Source organism: Tepidibacter aestuarii, assembly GCF_934924865.1.
GTDB classification, from domain to species: Bacteria; Bacillota; Clostridia; order Peptostreptococcales; family Peptostreptococcaceae; genus Tepidibacter_A; species Tepidibacter_A aestuarii.
The window spans coordinates 1,474,269-1,490,664 of record NZ_OW235315.1; the positions used below are offsets into that span (position 1 = coordinate 1,474,269).

Genomic DNA, 16,396 nt, shown 5'->3' on the forward strand with positions numbered 1-16,396 from the left:
AAATTTAAGTATTAACAAAACTTTAACACAAACAACACATAAATTTCATTTTTTATACTGATTCTTTAATTATAATGAAATATAGGAAAACTTAACTATATTTTTTATAAAGGGGGACAAAAAATGAGAATATCAAGAAGAGATTTCCTAAAATGGTGTACAGCATCAGCTGCAGCTATAGGGCTAACTAAAGTTGAATTAGAAAAATTAGAAGATGTAGTTTTTGCCGCAGAATCAGCACCACCAGTTATTTGGCTTCAGGGATCAGGTTGTTCAGGTTGTTCTATATCACTACTGAACACAATACAAGAAACTACAATAGACGATTTATTAATTAACAAAATAAGCATGAAGTATCATCATAATTTAATGACTGCAGCAGGTGATTTAGCTATATCTGCTATAGACCAGACTGTTTCACAATATAATGGACAATTCATATTAGTTGTTGAAGGGGCTGTTCCTACAGCTAACAATGGTATTCATTGTGTTTTAACCGAAAAAAATGGTCAACCATGGACAATGCTTGATGCAGTTAAAGAATTAGGACCTAAAGCTAAGTATGTTATAGCTGCGGGAACATGTGCTTCTTTCGGAGGAGTGGCTAAGGTAGGACCAAACCCTACTGGTATTAAGAGATTAGATAGAGATATATTATATGGACAAACAAAAAATAGGATAATTAATCTTCCGGGTTGTCCTGTTCATCCACATACACTAACTAAAACTATAATAGATCTTCTGTTATATGGTATGCCGAATTTAGATTCTAGGGGTAGGCCAAGAGCATTTTTTGGATATGAAATACATGAAAAATGTCCTTTTAAAGAATACGATGAAGTGAAAACTCTTGGAGTGACGGGTTGTTATGAAGACTTAGGGTGTAAAGGGCCTGATACGGATAATAATTGCCCTGGTAGAAAATGGAATAATAAAGTAAATTGGTGTATTGCAGCAGGTCATATGTGTATAGGTTGTGCAGGTGAAAATTTTGCAAGTGGAGCATTTTATAAGTTTGGAAGATCAGGTGGATATGATGATTAGAATAAATATAACTAACTAGATTAGATAATTAGTTATAAAATTTAGTAAATTTGGAAGGAGAGATGCAAGCAATGGCAACTAAAATAAAGTTAGATCCTGTAACTAGGCTTGAAGGACACTTAAAAATTGAAGTTGAAGTAGATAGCAATAATAAAGTAATAAATGCACATAGTACAGGAAATATGTTTAGAGGGTTTGAAAAAATATTAGTTGGAAGAGACCCAAGAGATGCTATACATATAACACAAAGAATATGCGGACTTTGCCCTGTAAGTCATAGTGTAGCTTCAGTAAAAGCAGTAGAAGACTCTTTTGGATATAAGCCTTCTGTTAATGCAATGTTAATGAGAAACCTTATTCTAGGCGGGAATTATTTATCTGATCATATATTACAATTTTATCATTTAACATTACTTGACTATGCTAAAGGACCTCAACAAAGCCCTTGGACTCCTGGCTATGATGTTGATTATAGATTAACTGATTCTGAAAATAGCGCTTTAATAAATAACTACATAAAGGCACTAGAAATAAGAAGAAAAGCTCATGAAATGACAGCTATATTCTCAGGAAAAATTCCTCATGTTATGTCAATAGCTCCAGGTGGGGTAACTCAAAAACTTACAAGCACTAATATAGCTAAATTTAAAACTTATTTAAATGAAGTAAAATCATTTATAGATAATGAATACATGAATGACTTAAATTTATTAGCGGATAGATATAGTGATTACTATAACATAGGAAAAGGTTGTGGGAATTTACTTACATATGGTGTATTTGATATAGATACTAACGGAAACACGTTATTCAAATCTGGAATATACAAGAATGGTGTATATAGTTCTATTGATATCTCAAAGATAAAAGAGTACGCAAAATATTCTTGGTACACTAATGATTCTGGAAATAGACATCCATCAAGTGGAAAAACAGAACCAAGTTATGGTAAAAGTGGGGCATACTCATGGCTAAAATCTCCTAGATACAATGGGGAAGTATTTGAAGTTGGACCTCTTGCAAGAATGTTCATGAATGGAGAATATACTAGAGGTATTTCCGTAATGGATAGACATATGGCTAGAGGACTTGAAACTAAGAAATTGGCATCAGAAATGCTTAATTGGCTTAATTCACTATCAACTTCATCAAGTAATTATACTCAATTATCACTACCTTCATCAGGAACTGGTGTAGGACTTACAGAGGCACCAAGAGGAGCGTTAGGACACTGGCTAAACTTTAATAATCAAAGCTTAACTAATTATCAAGTACTAACTCCTACTTGCTGGAATGTTTCGCCAAGAGACGATTTTAATCAAATGGGAGCATTAGAGCAAGCATTAATCGGTGTAACAATACAAGATACAACTCAGCCAATTGAATTATTGAGAATCGTTCACTCTTTTGACCCGTGCACAGGTTGTTCAATACATGTAATGGATTCAGAAAAAAATATTAAGTCAAAATTTGTAGTATCAACACCAAATCCTAACGGAGCAATTTAATGGAAAAGATAGCTGTATTAGGGATTGGAAATATACTTTTAAGAGATGATGGTATAGGAGTGCATATAATTAATGAACTTCAAAACCAAAACTTAAACAGTAATGTTGAATTAATAGACGGAGGCACCTGTATACTCGATTTATTAGGTGTATTTGTAGAAAATAATAAAGTTATAGTAGTAGACAGTTTAAAGGGAGGGCATTTGCCAGGGACTATTTATAAAGTCCCTCCCCAAGAACTAGGAAATTATATAAAAGCAAATTCATCATTACATGATGTCCAAGTATTAGATATTTTAAAAAGTGCAAATTTAATGGGACACTCTCCAGAAGTTATTATTATTGGGATAGAACCTGAAGAAATATTTTTTGACTTGAATTTATCGGATACAATAAAAGAACAAATTCCTAAAATTATTGAAGTTGTAAAAGAAGAGATAGATAAAGAAATAGGTGAGATTAATGCATGAAGTTTCAATTATGGGAGAAATTTTCGATGTGATTAAAGAGAATGCAGATAACCATAATCTTAAAAAAGTAAATAAAATAGTTCTAAAAATTGGAGAATTTACTTGTGTACAAGAAAGTGCATTGAGGTTTGCTTTTGAAGCTTTTTCAAAGGACACAAAGGTTGAAGGAGCTGATTTTATAATAAATAAGATAGAAGCTAGTGCAAAGTGTGATAATTGTGAAGAACCTTTTAAAGTAAGCTTTACAAATAAAGTTTGTCCTAAGTGTAATACATTTAGCAACAATATAATTACTGGGTATGAGCTATTATTAGATGAGATTGAAGGTGAATAAAATGAAGCAAATTTTAGTCAAAAAAAATATATTTCAAAGCAATGAAGATATTGCGAATGAAAACAGAAAAATACTTTCTAAAAAAGGTATTTTTACAATAAACATGTTAGGTTCACCTGGAGCAGGTAAGACATCAGTATTAGAACAAATTATTAAGAATTTGAAAAATGAAATCAATATGGCTGTAATAGAAGGAGATCTTTATACAGCTAAAGATGCCGAAAGGATAGAAAGCCATGGTATTGATGTTATTCAAGTTAATACAGGTGGAGCTTGCCACTTAGATGCTTCAATGGTAAAAGAAGCCATGGATAATATAGGTGTTGAAGGCTTAGATTTTCTTATTATTGAAAACGTAGGAAACCTAGTATGCCCAGCATCGTATGATTTAAGTGAAGATATAAAGATAACTGTATTAAGTATAACAGAAGGAAATGATAAGCCATTAAAGTATCCTTCAATGTTTCAAAAATCAGAAGTTCTTATAGTTAACAAAGTAGACTTATTAGAACATACTAATTTTTCAATGGATGAATTATATAAAGATATAAAGTCTTTAAATGAGAATATGAAAATATTTGAAGTGTCTTGTGCAACAGGAAAAGGAATTGATGAGTTATCTAAATTTTTAAAAGATAATATTGAAGAAAAAAGGAGGAAATTATAATGCCAAGTCTTGGATTACCTGAATTAGTAGTTATATTTTTCATAGCACTTTTAGTTTTCGGACCTAAAAAATTACCTGATATGGGTAGAGCATTAGGAACATCTATTAAAGAATTTAAAAAAGCAACAAAAGAAATAACGAAAGAATTAGATGAAGAAGAAAATAGCAAATAGAAAGTATAAGAAGGGTGAGATAAATGTCTAATGAATTTGAAATGACCATAATAGAACATTTAGATGAATTGAGAAAGAGGATAATAATATGTATTATTTTCACTTTGATTTTTTCATCTGTAGCATATGTTAAATCAGCTTTTATAATTGATATCTTAAAGCTACCGCTGGGAGATATAGATTTGGTGTTTATTACACCTATAGAAGGATTTTTAACAAAATTAAAAGTAGCTGTTTTTGGAGGAATGGTATTAGCATCTCCAGTAATGTTTTTACAAACACTATTATTTATCTCACCTGCTATGTATAAAAAGGAAAAAATATTTTTGTTTTTAAGTTTACCATTTATAATATGTTTATTCTTTGGAGGGATATATTTTTGTTTTTCATTTATACTTCCAACAACATTAAGATTTCTTATGAGTTTTAGTAATGATAGTATGCAGCCTATGCTCTCAGTTAATAAGTATTTTTCTTTTGTAATAATGATGACGCTTTCTATAGGACTGATATTTGAATTACCACTAGTTATGCTTTTGCTTTCTAAATTTGGAATTATAAATTATGAGATGTTAGCTAAAAAAAGAAAGTATGCTTTACTTGTTATAGTAGTTATAACGGCAATTTTGACGCCAACTCCAGATGCATTTACACTGTTAGCAGTTTCATTACCATTGGTTGTGTTATTTGAATTGAGTTTAGGATTAATGTATTTAAATAATAAGATTATTGGCAAGAGGAGAGCAAAAGATGAACAAGATTATTAGAAAGTATGTTTGGGTCAAAGGCATAGTTCAAGGAGTAGGGTTTAGACCATTTGTTTATAACATAGCAGTTAATAATAACCTAAATGGATGGGTTAAAAACACAAGTGAGGGTGTTTATATAGACATTGAAGGAAAAGAAGAAAATATAGATATATTTTTAGATGAATTAAAATATAAAGCTCCACCACTTTCAAAAATAAACGAAATAATAATTGAAGATAGATGTATAAAAAATTATGATGATTTTTCTATACAAAAAAGTCATGATAATGAAAATGCCATTACATTAATATCTCCAGATGTTGCAACTTGCAAAGATTGTGAAAGAGAAATAAAGAATAATAAGGATAAAAGATATAAATATCCATTTACTAATTGTACAAATTGTGGGCCGAGATTTTCGATAATAAAGAAATTACCTTATGATAGACCAATGACAACTATGAATGATTTTAACATGTGTGATGAATGTGAGAATGAGTATCAAAATCCTATGGATAGAAGATTTCATGCTCAACCTAATGCTTGTCCAAAATGTGGACCTGAAGTCTGGATTACAGATAAAAATGGTAATAAAATTGAAACTAAAGATTCTGTAAAAAAGACAATTTCCTTATTGAAAGAAGGAAAAATTATAGCTATAAAAGGTCTTGGTGGATTTCATTTAGCGTGTGATGCAAGTAATGAAGAAGCTATTAAGACTTTACGAAATAGAAAATTAAGACCATCAAAGCCTTTTGCGCTTATGATGCATAATATAGATACTGTAAAAGAATATTGCTATGTTAATAAAACTGAAGAATCGATTCTTAATGGAATTAAAAGACCTATATTGTTATTAGACAAGAAAAATAATATATTGCCTGAAGATATTGCTCCTAACAATAATAAACTTGGTGTTATGCTTCCATATACACCACTACATCATCTTTTATTCGACGAGGAACTTAAATCATTAGTTATGACTAGTGCAAATGTAAGCGGTCTTCCAATAGTTTATAAAAATGATGATGCTATAAATAAATTAAACGATGTTGTAGATTACTTTTTATTACATAACAGAGAAATAAATATACCTGTAGATGATTCGGTTACAAAGGTTGTGTTAAATAAAGAAACTCTTATAAGACGTTCAAGAGGATATGCACCAGTTCCTATTAATGTTGATAATATAAAAGAAACCTTAGCATGTGGATCACATTTAAAAAATACTTTCTGTATATCAAAAGGAGAATTCGCATTTATTAGTCAGCATATAGGTGATATGGATAATTTAGAAACGTATGAGAATTTTGAACGAAATATTAATCACTTTAAGGATATTTATAGTATTAAACCTGAAATTATATCGTATGGTATGCACCCAGATTTTTTATCAGTAGAATTTGCAAAAAATCAAGAAGGTAAAAAAGTTCCAGTTCAGCATCATCATGCTCATATAGCAAGTTGTATGATAGATAATAATATTGATAAAGAAGTTATAGGACTAGCTTTTGATGGTATGGGCATTGGAACTGATGGTAAAGTATGGGGAGGAGAATTCCTTATATGTGATTATAAAAACTTTAAAAGAGTTGGTCATTTAAATTATGTAAAAATGCCAGGAGGAGATAAAGCTGTTAAAGAGCCTTGGCGAATGGCTGTAAGTTTTTTATATAAAACACATGAAGGAAATATGGATGAATATATACTCAAAAATGTACCTAATAATAATATAAGAAATATAATTACTATGATTAAAAATGATTTAAACTCTCCAGAAACATCGAGTATGGGAAGATTATTTGATGCTGTATCAGCCCTTACTGGATTAAAGAGACAAATTACGTATGAAGGAGAAGCAGCAATTAATTTAGAGTCAATTGCAGATAAAGAAGAAAAAGGAACTTACAACTATGATATTGATTATATAAATGATACTTATATTGTTAATACAGATAATATAATAAAAAATATATTAAGTGATATTCATAATAATATATGTACGAGCATTATATCAAAGAGATTTCATAATACTGTAATATCTTTTTCTGTAGACATGTGCAAGATTATACGAGAAAAATCAGGTATAAATTCAGTAGCATTAAGTGGAGGAGTATTCCAAAATGAAATAATTTTAAAAGGTATATATAGTGAACTTCTAAACAATGGTTTTGAAGTCTATACTCATGGTGAGATACCTTGCAATGATGGTGGAATATCAATAGGGCAATTAGTAATTGCTAACCATAAGACAAAATAAGGGAGGATTAATTTATGTGTGTAGCAGTTCCAGCTGAGGTTATTGAGATTAAAGAAAATGAAGCATTAGTTAATTTTGGTGGAGTAAAGAAGGCTGTAAATATAAATTTAGTAGATGATTTAAAAATTGGAGATTATGTGTTACTTCATGCAGGGTGCGCAATGCAAAAGGTAGACAAAGAAGAAGCTGAAAAAACTTTAGAGATATTTAAAATATTATCAGAAAATTACTAGGGTGGAGGTGAATGTATAAATGAGATATGTAAAAGAGTTTAGGAATCCATCTTTAGTTAAAAATATGATTAAAAAAATAGGATCAGATATAGAAAGAGAAATAACAATAATGGAAGTTTGTGGAACTCATACCATGTCTATTTTTAAAAGCGGAATAAGAGATTTAATACCTTCAAATATAAAACTTATTTCAGGTCCTGGATGCCCTGTATGTGTCACATCGCAGGCATATATAGACACAGCAATTGAACTAACTAAAAGAGATGATGTCATAATTACTACTTTTGGAGATATGCTGAAAATACCAGGAAATAACAGTTCTCTTCAAAATGAGAAAGCATTGGGAAGAGATATAAGAATGGTGTATTCTCCACTAGATTCTTTAAAAATTGCAAAAGAAAATCCTGATAAAGAGGTTATTTTTTTAGCAGTAGGATTTGAAACGACTGCACCCGCAATTGCATTGAGTATAAAAATAGCTTATGAAGAAAATATAAAAAATTATTCAATACTACAATCAATAAAAACTATGCCGGCAACTATGAAGCAGTTAGTCTTAGATGAAGATATAAAAATAGATGGGTTCTTATGCCCTGGTCATGTAAGCACTATTATAGGAGCAAAACCATATGAGTTTCTTGCAAATGAATTTGGAGTTCCTGCTGTAATAGCAGGTTTTGAATCAGGAGATATTGCGATTGGACTGTATACTCTTACAGAAATGATTAAAAATAATACGAATGAAGTTAAAAATGTGTATTCTAGATTTGTAAAATATGAAGGAAGCGAAAAAGCTATATCTAGTATATATGAGATATTTGAAGAGTCAGATGCTGTTTGGCGTGGACTTGGAAATATAAGTGGTACAGGGTTAAAATTAAAGCAAAAATATGATTCATTTAATGCTGAAGTAAAACTGGGTATAAATCTACTTAATGATAAACCTATTAAAGGATGTATATGTGGAGACATACTAAAAGGGAAAAAGAATCCGCTACAGTGTAAATTGTTTTCAAAGGTATGTAATCCACTTAATCCTATAGGAGCATGCATGGTTTCTGAAGAAGGAACTTGTGCAGCTTATTACAAATATAAAAATATAGGATAGTATGAAGGAGTGAAAATATGAGTATTATTACATTAGGACATGGAAGTGGAGGGAAACTTACACATAATTTAATAGAAGATATTTTCTATAAATATTTTGATAATGATATTCTACTTCAAAAGAATGATTCATCTATTTTACCAAAACTAGAAGGTAAAATAGCTGTTACAACTGATTCATTTGTAATAAATCCTATATTTTTTAATGGAGGAGATATAGGAAAACTGTCTGTTTGCGGAACTGTCAATGACTTAGCTATGAGTGGAGCTAAACCATTATATATAACAGTTGGATTTATAATAGAAGAGGGATTTGAAATTGAGAATCTAGAAAAAATTGTTGAGTCAATTGCTATTACAGCCAAAAATGCTAATGTTAAGATTGTCGCAGGCGATACAAAGGTTGTTGAAAAAGGAAGTGCAGATAAAATTTATATAAATACAACAGGTATAGGAGTAATTGATAAAGACATATACTTAAGCGGAGAAAATGCAAAACCAGGTGACAAAATCATAATAAGTGGAAGTTTAGGAGATCATGGTGTATGCATAATGTCTAAGAGAAAAAATTTAGAGTTCGATGTATCTGTAAAAAGTGATTGTAATCTTTTAAATAAACTTATTGAAGAAATACTAGACACAAGCAATAATGTAAAAGTATTGAGAGATCCTACAAGAGGTGGATTAGCAACTACATTAAATGAATTTGCAAGTCATAGTAAAAGAAGCATTTCAATAAATGAAGAAGATATACCTGTAAAAGATGAAGTTAGAAGCATGTGTGAAATATTAGGACTTGATCCTTTATACATTGCAAATGAAGGAAAAGTTGTTTTAATAGTATCTAAAGAAGATGCTCAAAGAGTGGTAGAAGTTATGAGAAATAATCCTATGGGTAAAGATGCTCAGATAATTGGAGAAGTTTTAGAAGATAATAAAAAAATTGTTTCGTTAAAAACGGATATTGGTGGAACAAGATTATTAAGTATGCCATCAGGTGAATTACTACCAAGAATATGTTAATTATATAAAATTATTTAAATGGGAGGATTAATATGTGCGGTATAGATATAGACATAATGAGAAAGTTTGATTTTATAGAATTTAGACAAGATTTATTATTTAGAAATACAGGGTTAGATAGAGTTTTATTTGAATATGAAATAACAAGAAAGCAGTATGATGATTTGAAGGATTTAATGAACAATTATGAAGTGTTAATATCTAAAAATGAAGAAGTAAATCATAATCAATTTGAGCAAGATATATACAATATTGTTATACAACATAGTGGAAATACGTATTTCGTAGAGTCATTAGTATTAGAATTTTATAAACAAGGAATGTATAAAGCGGTATTTACTTCACTATACTCTCATATGGATAAATTTAAATCATATAACTTTAATAAATAAACTATATAAAAAATAGCTGTATCTAGAAATTATAATTTCTAGATACAGCTATTTTTTATTCTATAGGAAATTATATAGTTTTGAATATGTGAATACCATTGTTTGAATATCTACACCTGCAACTATTTTAAGCAACAGAGTCGTTAGACTTGTTGGAGTCATGAACTCATGTGAATTTTGAGAACGAAGCCCGTAGGCATCGTTGGCGATATGAGTCAGTGCGAAGCGACTAGACGAATTTCCTTAAATTGTAATTAAAATAGCTTCTAAAGCATATAATGTAATGTTTAACTAGCGTTTCAAAATATAATATTTATTGTACTTAGGGAGATGAAATTATGAAGGTTGTTCCTGTTCGTGAAGCTATAGGTATGGTGTTATGCCATGATATTACACAGATCATCCCTGGCAAGTTTAAAGGGGTTGCATTTAAAAAGGGACATGTTATACAAGGTGAGGATGTGGATAAGCTTTTAGATATTGGAAAGAGAAATATTTATGTGTGGGATCTTAAAGAGGGTTTTTTACATGAAAATGATGCTGCGATGAGAATGGCAAAAGCAGCTATAAGTAATAGGATAGATCTTACATTACCAAAAGAAGGAAAGGTTAGCTTAAAGGCAAAGCAAAAGGGTTTATTAAAGATTAATGTTAAAGCTCTTGATAAAATCAATGACATAGAAGATACAATGTTTGCAACTCTGCATACTGATATTGTAGTAGAAAGCGAAATGGTAGTTGGAGGTACAAGAATTATTCCTCTTGTTACTGAAGAAACCAAGGTTGTACAGATAGAAGAAATATGTAAAAAAGAAGGTCCAGTAGTTGAAATTTTACCATTGAAGCCTATGAAGGTAGGTGTTATTACAACTGGAAGTGAGATATATACAGGTAGAATAAAGGACAAATTTGGACCTGTTATTATAGACAAGCTTGAAGAACTTGGAGGATGTGTTGAAAAGCAAATATTAGTATCAGATAGCGTAGATATGATTAAGGATGCAATAGATGAGCTTCTTAAACTTAAGGTTGATATGATACTTGCAACGGGAGGAATGTCTGTTGATCCAGATGATGTTACTCCAACAGGAATAAAAAATGCTGGAGGAAATATAATTACATATGGGGCGCCAACTCTACCAGGGGCTATGTTTCTAATGGCATATATAAATGATATTCCTATTATGGGGCTTCCAGGTTGCGTTATGTACAGTAAGAGGACTATATTTGATCTTATTTTACCTAGAGTGATGGCAGGAGAAAAAATAGATAAAAAGTCTATTAGAAGACTGGGTCATAGTGGACTATGTTGTAATTGTGATGTATGTAATTTTCCAAACTGCAGCTTTGGGAAATGGTAAATAAATCTATAGGGGGGTTACTAGTGTTAAAGAAAAATTTAAAAATTAATGGGGTTTTAAAAACAATAGTTGTAAGTCCAAATACTACTTTAGCTGATGTACTTAGAAAGCAGTTATTACTTACAGGTACAAAAGTAGGCTGTGGAAAAGGTGAATGTGGAGCCTGTAATGTTATTCTAAATGGCAAGGTTGCTAAAGCATGTATTGTTAGAATGAAAAGAGTTGAAAATGAATCTGAAATTATAACTATTGAAGGTATAGGATCACCAGATAATCTTCATCCAGTTCAGCTTGGATGGATGATACATGGAGCAGCTCAGTGTGGATTCTGTACACCTGGATTCATAGTTTCAGCAAAGGCTTTATTAGATGAAAATAATAATCCTACAAGAGAAGAAGTTAGAGATTGGTTCCAAAAAACTAGAAATGTATGTAGATGTACAGGATATAAGCCATTAGTTGATGCTGTAATAACTGCTTCAAAACTTATAAGAGGTGAGATAACAAAAGAAGATGTATGGTATAAACTTCCAGAAGGAGTTAGTATTTTAGGAACAGATTACGTAAGACCTTCAGCTTGTGCAAAGGTTACTGGAACTTGGGATTTTGGAGCAGACCTTGGAGTTACGCTTCCTGATGATACTCTTCATATTAAACTTGTTCAAGCTCAGGTGTCACATGCAAATATAATTTCGATAGATACTGGTGAAGCTGAAAAAATGCCAGGTGTATACAAAGTGCTTACATACAAAGATGTTAAAGGTAATAATAGAATAAATGGATTAGCTTTTCCATCTAATCTTGGAGATGGACTTGATAGACCTATACTTTGTGATGAAAAGGTATTTCAATTTGGAGATGCTATAGCTATGGTGTTAGCAGATACTCCAACTCATGCTGAGGAGGCGTGCAGAAAAGTTAAGGTTGAGCTTGAAGAACTTCCGGCTTATATGAGTGCTCCAGAAGCTATGACAGAGGATGCTATTGAAATACATCCAGGAACACCTAATATATACTATACAACAAATGTAGTGAAGGGTGAGGATACTGATAAGGTATTTGAAGAATGTGAATATGTAGTTGAAGATGATTTTTATGTAGGAAGACAACCACATCTTCCAATAGAGCCTGATGTAGGATTTGCTTTCTTTGGGGACGATGGAAAGCTAAATATACATTCAAAGAGTGTAGCCCTTCATTTTCATGCTCTTATGATAGCAGATGGTATTGGTCTTTCTCCTGATAAAATAGCTATTGTTCAAAATCCTACTGGAGGAACATTTGGATATAAATTTAGTCCGACTATTGAAGCATTATTAGCAGTTGCAGCCATGGCAACTAACAAACCAGTATACCTTGAATTTAGCATGTATCAACAGATAACTTATACAGGAAAGAGATCTCCTTTCTTCATCAATGTTAAGATGGGTGCTGATAAAGATGGAAATATTAAAGCACTTGAGAGTGACTGGAGTGTAGACCATGGGCCATATTCAGAATTTGGAGATCTTCTTACTATGAGAGGATCACAGTTTATAGGAGCTGGATACAATATAGATAATATACGAGGAGAAGGAAGAACAGTTTGTACAAATCATGCATGGGGTTCAGCTTTTAGAGGATATGGATCACCACAATCATTATTCTCATCTGAGGTTTTAATAGATGAACTTGCAGAAAAAATTGGAATGGACCCATTAGAATTTAGATACAAGAATGTATATAGAGAAGGAAGTACAACTCCATCAGGTTGTAAGCCGGATATTATATGCTTCCCTGAAATGATAGAAAAAATGAGACCTATCTACAATGAAGCAAAAGAAAAAGCAAAAGAAAAAAATTTAAAGTCAGAAGATAAAAAGTATGGAACAGGAGTATCTCTTCTTATTTACGGTTCTGGACTTGATGGAGCTGATAGCTCAGAAGCTTGGGCAGAGCTTATTCCTAATGGAGTTACAATCGGAAACTCATGGGAGGATCATGGTCAAGGAGCAGATATGGGAACACTTGCTATTGCCCATGAATCATTAAAGCCAATAGGAATAAAGCCTGATGACATAAAGCTTGTTATGAATGATATGAACCTTACTCCTAACAGTGGACCAGCAGGAGGAAGCCGTTCTAATGTTCTTACTGGAAATGCTACTAAGGTTGCATGTGAGAACTTATTAAAGGCAATGAAAAAGGATGATGGAACTTATAGAACTTACTCAGAAATGATTGAAGAAAACATATCTGTAAAGCATGATGGTAAATGGACTGCAGCTTGTACTGCATGTGATGTTGAGACAGGACAAGGAAATCCATTCCCATGTTATATGTATGGCCTTTTATTAGCAGAGGTTGAAGTAGATATACAAACAGGAAAAGTTAATGTTGAAAAACTTACAATTATTTCGGATGTAGGTACTATAGTTAATAAGCTTGTCGTAGATGGACAGATTTATGGAGGTCTTGCACAAGGAATCGGTCTTGCGCTTAGTGAAGATTTTGAGGATTTAAAGAAACATACAACTCTTACAAAGTGCGGAATTCCTAATATAAAAGATGTAACAGATAACATAGAGCTTATTTATATGGAAACAGAGAGACCATACGGTCCATATGGAGCATCTGGAGCAGGAGAAATGCCACTTTCAGCACCTCATGCTGCAATTATAAATGCAATATACAATGCATGTGGAGTTAGAATAACTAAGCTACCTGCACTTCCTGAGAAGGTAAAGGCTGGACTTAGTAAATAAGGATTTTTTAAGAACCTAAAGTAATGTTACTTTAGGTTCTTTTCAAAAATATTTAAAAGGGGATAAGCTTATGGATCTTGAAAAGCTGCTTGCAACAGAGAACCTCTGTATAAACGATAATTTAGCACCATGTATAGCCTCGTGTCCTATTCATGTTGATGTAAAGGGTTTTATTGAGCAAATACAAAAAGGTGATTTTAAGAGTGCATATAAGATTCTTCAAAAAAGGATGCCTATGGCTAAAATAATAGCTAGAGTCTGTGATCATCCATGCTATGACTCTTGTGTTAGGAATAATAAAGGGGGATCAGTTTTAATAAGTGACCTTGAAAAAGCTGTTGTAGAGTATGGAGCAAATGCAAAAATAAAGAAGCTACCAATTCGTGATAATTATAAAAATGTTGCAATTGTAGGTGGCGGAATTAGTGGTTTAACATGTGCAATAGACCTTAGAAGCAAGGGTTATTCAGTAACTATATTTGAAAAAGATAATACATTAGGCGGAAGATTAAGAGAAAAAGATGAAGATATAATACCAAGTAGTATTCTTAAAGAGGAAATTGATAATATACAAAAATCAGGAGTACAAATAAAAAAAGGAATGATTATATCAAACGTTGACATAGATAAATTAAAATCTGATTATAAGGCTATATATATAGGAACAGGAGATTGGGATGAAAAACTAGATGTAGATAATACAACCTTTCAAACTCAAACTGAAGGAGTATTTTGTGGAGGAAGAATTGTAACAGGAAATGAATCTATAATTTTATCTGTTTCAACAGGAAGAAGAGCAGCTATTTCTATTGATAGATATATTAATAAAAAATCTCTTGTGGCCCTTAGAGATAATGAAGTCCCATATAAGACAAAATTAAAGGTTGATACAAAAAATATTAATGATTATAAGCAAGTAGAAATCAATACAAAGGATGATGCTATTTTAGAAGCAAAAAGATGCATATCGTGTGAGTGTCATAAATGTTACAAGGCATGCTCACACCTTCAATATGAAAAAATAGACCCAAAGGCATATATAAGAAAGATTAATCAAAATGAAAGAGTTATACTTGGAGACCGTTACGCTAATAAGACTATAAATTCTTGTATGCTATGTGGATTATGTAAAACTGAGTGTCCAAGCAATATTGATATGAGCGAGATAATAAGAGAAACAAGAAAAAGCATGGTTCAAAAAGAAAAGATGCCATTATCAGCTCATGACTTTGCCCTAAAGGATATGGAATTTAACAATAGTGATTATTTTACTCTTTTAAGGCACCAACCAAATATGAATGAAAGTAAGTTTTTATTTTTCCCAGGATGCCAGCTTTGTGGATCATATCCAAAATATGTACAAAAATCATATGATTATTTAATACAAAACCTTGATGGTGGCATAGGACTTTACCTTGGTTGCTGTGGAGCTCCTGGAGAATGGGCAGGAAGAGAAGATTTATTTGAAGAATCAATGAAAAATATTTCAAGATCATGGGAATCAATGGGTAAGCCAACTATTATAGTTGCATGCTCAACGTGCTATTACATATTAAAAAAATATCTTCCACATATAGAATTAGTTACACTATGGGAAGTTTTCAATGAAAAGGGAGTAAATGATGAGATAAAAAATCATAAAATAAAAAATTTAGTTATGCATGATTCATGTACAGCAAGAGATTATCCCAATATTCATGAAAGTGTAAGAGAAATCTTATTAAAGCTTGGCTATGGAGTTATTGAGCCAAAGTATACGAAAAAAAATACACAATGCTGTGGTTATGGTGGGCTTTCATATTTTGCAAATAAAGAATTTAGCAACTATGCAACAGATAAACGTATTGAGGAGCATGAAGGAGATTATATTGCATATTGTGCTATGTGTAGAGATCTTTTTGTATCAAGAGGAAAGAATACTCTTCATATTTTAGACCTTATATTTGGAGAAAACATAGACGAATTATCAAGTAAAAAGGGGCCAACACTTTCTCAAAGACGTGATAATAGATTGAAACTTAAAATGTCTATACTAAATATGTGGGGGGAAAAATTAGATTTACAGGAAGAGCACGGCGATATAAATCTTATAATAGATCAAAATGTTAAAGATATTATGGAGGATAGATTAATACTAGAAAGCGACATTAAAAAGGTAATAGGCATGGCACAAGAAAATAAAGATATATTTTTCAATCCAAAAACTAACCATTATCTAGCCTTTAGAAGAATTGTGAATGTAACATATTGGGTTGAATATGAAAAGATTTGTGATGATTATAAAATTATAAAAGCATATACTCATAGAATGGATGTACAGGGGGAGTAGTT

The 16,396-nt window shown here is 31.4% G+C and carries 15 protein-coding genes; all 15 read left to right on the plus strand.

Going from position 1 to position 16,396, the window contains the following annotated elements; genetic code table 11:
* Positions 1–123: 123 nt before the first annotated feature.
* The 15 genes from M2214_RS07305 (at position 124) to M2214_RS07375 (ending at position 16,394) form a co-directional block, all read left to right on the plus strand.
* A complete protein-coding gene (locus M2214_RS07305; protein WP_248484244.1) occupies positions 124–1,044 on the plus strand; it encodes a hydrogenase small subunit in 921 nt (306 codons plus the stop codon).
* A gap of 71 nt (positions 1,045–1,115) precedes the next feature.
* The gene (locus tag M2214_RS07310; RefSeq protein WP_248484245.1) at positions 1,116–2,552 is read left to right on the plus strand and encodes a nickel-dependent hydrogenase large subunit; all 1,437 of its coding nucleotides are present in this window, start codon (positions 1,116–1,118) and stop codon (positions 2,550–2,552) included.
* Complete coding sequence (locus M2214_RS07315; RefSeq protein ID WP_248484246.1) at positions 2,552–3,022, plus strand: hydrogenase maturation protease; 471 nt, start codon at positions 2,552–2,554, stop codon at positions 3,020–3,022. The genes M2214_RS07310 and M2214_RS07315 overlap by 1 nt, the downstream gene beginning before the upstream one ends.
* Before the next feature lie 10 nt (positions 3,023–3,032).
* Positions 3,033–3,356 carry a hydrogenase maturation nickel metallochaperone HypA gene (gene hypA, locus M2214_RS07320; protein ID WP_248484247.1) on the plus strand — a complete coding sequence of 108 codons (324 nt, stop codon included), beginning with the start codon at positions 3,033–3,035 and terminating at the stop codon, positions 3,354–3,356.
* A gap of 1 nt (position 3,357) precedes the next feature.
* A complete protein-coding gene (gene hypB, locus M2214_RS07325; RefSeq protein ID WP_248484248.1) occupies positions 3,358–4,023 on the plus strand; it encodes a hydrogenase nickel incorporation protein HypB in 666 nt (221 codons plus the stop codon).
* Positions 4,023–4,196, plus strand: a complete 174-nt coding sequence (locus M2214_RS07330; RefSeq protein ID WP_248484249.1) for a Sec-independent protein translocase subunit TatA/TatB — start codon at positions 4,023–4,025, stop codon at positions 4,194–4,196. Before hypB ends, M2214_RS07330 begins: the two co-directional genes overlap by 1 nt.
* 23 nt (positions 4,197–4,219) lie before the next feature.
* On the plus strand, positions 4,220–4,963 hold the full coding sequence (gene tatC / locus M2214_RS07335; RefSeq protein WP_248484250.1) for a twin-arginine translocase subunit TatC: 744 nt from the start codon (positions 4,220–4,222) through the stop codon (positions 4,961–4,963).
* A complete protein-coding gene (gene hypF / locus M2214_RS07340) occupies positions 4,947–7,205 on the plus strand; it encodes a carbamoyltransferase HypF (protein ID WP_248484251.1) in 2,259 nt (752 codons plus the stop codon). Before tatC ends, hypF begins: the two co-directional genes overlap by 17 nt.
* Positions 7,206–7,219: 14 nt before the next feature.
* Positions 7,220–7,438, plus strand: a complete 219-nt coding sequence (locus M2214_RS07345) for a HypC/HybG/HupF family hydrogenase formation chaperone (RefSeq protein WP_248484252.1) — start codon at positions 7,220–7,222, stop codon at positions 7,436–7,438.
* A gap of 19 nt (positions 7,439–7,457) precedes the next feature.
* Positions 7,458–8,546 (plus strand): hydrogenase formation protein HypD, encoded by a 1,089-nt coding sequence (gene hypD, locus M2214_RS07350; RefSeq protein ID WP_248484253.1) that lies wholly within the window; start codon positions 7,458–7,460, stop codon positions 8,544–8,546.
* 17 nt (positions 8,547–8,563) lie between these two features.
* Positions 8,564–9,568, plus strand: a complete 1,005-nt coding sequence (hypE, locus tag M2214_RS07355; protein WP_248484254.1) for a hydrogenase expression/formation protein HypE — start codon at positions 8,564–8,566, stop codon at positions 9,566–9,568.
* A gap of 32 nt (positions 9,569–9,600) precedes the next feature.
* Entirely contained in the window at positions 9,601–9,960 is a 360-nt protein-coding gene (locus M2214_RS07360; protein WP_248484255.1) for a DUF1878 domain-containing protein, read from the plus strand.
* Positions 9,961–10,298: 338 nt separating this feature from the next.
* The gene (locus M2214_RS07365; protein ID WP_248484257.1) at positions 10,299–11,321 is read left to right on the plus strand and encodes a molybdopterin-binding protein; all 1,023 of its coding nucleotides are present in this window, start codon (positions 10,299–10,301) and stop codon (positions 11,319–11,321) included.
* Between the two features lie 23 nt (positions 11,322–11,344).
* Positions 11,345–14,065 carry a molybdopterin-dependent aldehyde oxidoreductase gene (locus tag M2214_RS07370; protein ID WP_248484259.1) on the plus strand — a complete coding sequence of 907 codons (2,721 nt, stop codon included), beginning with the start codon at positions 11,345–11,347 and terminating at the stop codon, positions 14,063–14,065.
* 70 nt (positions 14,066–14,135) lie between these two features.
* A complete protein-coding gene (locus M2214_RS07375) occupies positions 14,136–16,394 on the plus strand; it encodes a pyridine nucleotide-disulfide oxidoreductase/dicluster-binding protein (RefSeq protein ID WP_248484260.1) in 2,259 nt (752 codons plus the stop codon).
* Positions 16,395–16,396: the final 2 nt, after the last annotated feature.

Bases quoted from the DNA above. Each gene is read 5' to 3' on its own strand.
- M2214_RS07315 (WP_248484246.1), top strand. From the start codon at position 2,552: ATGGAAAAGATAGCTGTATTAGGGATTGGAAATATACTTTTAAGAGAT.
- hypD (WP_248484253.1), top strand. From the start codon at position 7,458: ATGAGATATGTAAAAGAGTTTAGGAATCCATCTTTAGTTAAAAATATG.
- M2214_RS07360 (WP_248484255.1), top strand. From the start codon at position 9,601: ATGTGCGGTATAGATATAGACATAATGAGAAAGTTTGATTTTATAGAA.
- hypF (WP_248484251.1), top strand. From the start codon at position 4,947: ATGAACAAGATTATTAGAAAGTATGTTTGGGTCAAAGGCATAGTTCAA.
- M2214_RS07305 (WP_248484244.1), top strand. From the start codon at position 124: ATGAGAATATCAAGAAGAGATTTCCTAAAATGGTGTACAGCATCAGCT.
- M2214_RS07375 (WP_248484260.1), top strand. From the start codon at position 14,136: ATGGATCTTGAAAAGCTGCTTGCAACAGAGAACCTCTGTATAAACGAT.
- hypE (WP_248484254.1), top strand. From the start codon at position 8,564: ATGAGTATTATTACATTAGGACATGGAAGTGGAGGGAAACTTACACAT.
- M2214_RS07310 (WP_248484245.1), top strand. From the start codon at position 1,116: ATGGCAACTAAAATAAAGTTAGATCCTGTAACTAGGCTTGAAGGACAC.
- hypB (WP_248484248.1), top strand. From the start codon at position 3,358: ATGAAGCAAATTTTAGTCAAAAAAAATATATTTCAAAGCAATGAAGAT.
- M2214_RS07330 (WP_248484249.1), top strand. From the start codon at position 4,023: ATGCCAAGTCTTGGATTACCTGAATTAGTAGTTATATTTTTCATAGCA.
- M2214_RS07365 (WP_248484257.1), top strand. From the start codon at position 10,299: ATGAAGGTTGTTCCTGTTCGTGAAGCTATAGGTATGGTGTTATGCCAT.
- hypA (WP_248484247.1), top strand. From the start codon at position 3,033: ATGGGAGAAATTTTCGATGTGATTAAAGAGAATGCAGATAACCATAAT.
- M2214_RS07345 (WP_248484252.1), top strand. From the start codon at position 7,220: ATGTGTGTAGCAGTTCCAGCTGAGGTTATTGAGATTAAAGAAAATGAA.
- tatC (WP_248484250.1), top strand. From the start codon at position 4,220: ATGTCTAATGAATTTGAAATGACCATAATAGAACATTTAGATGAATTG.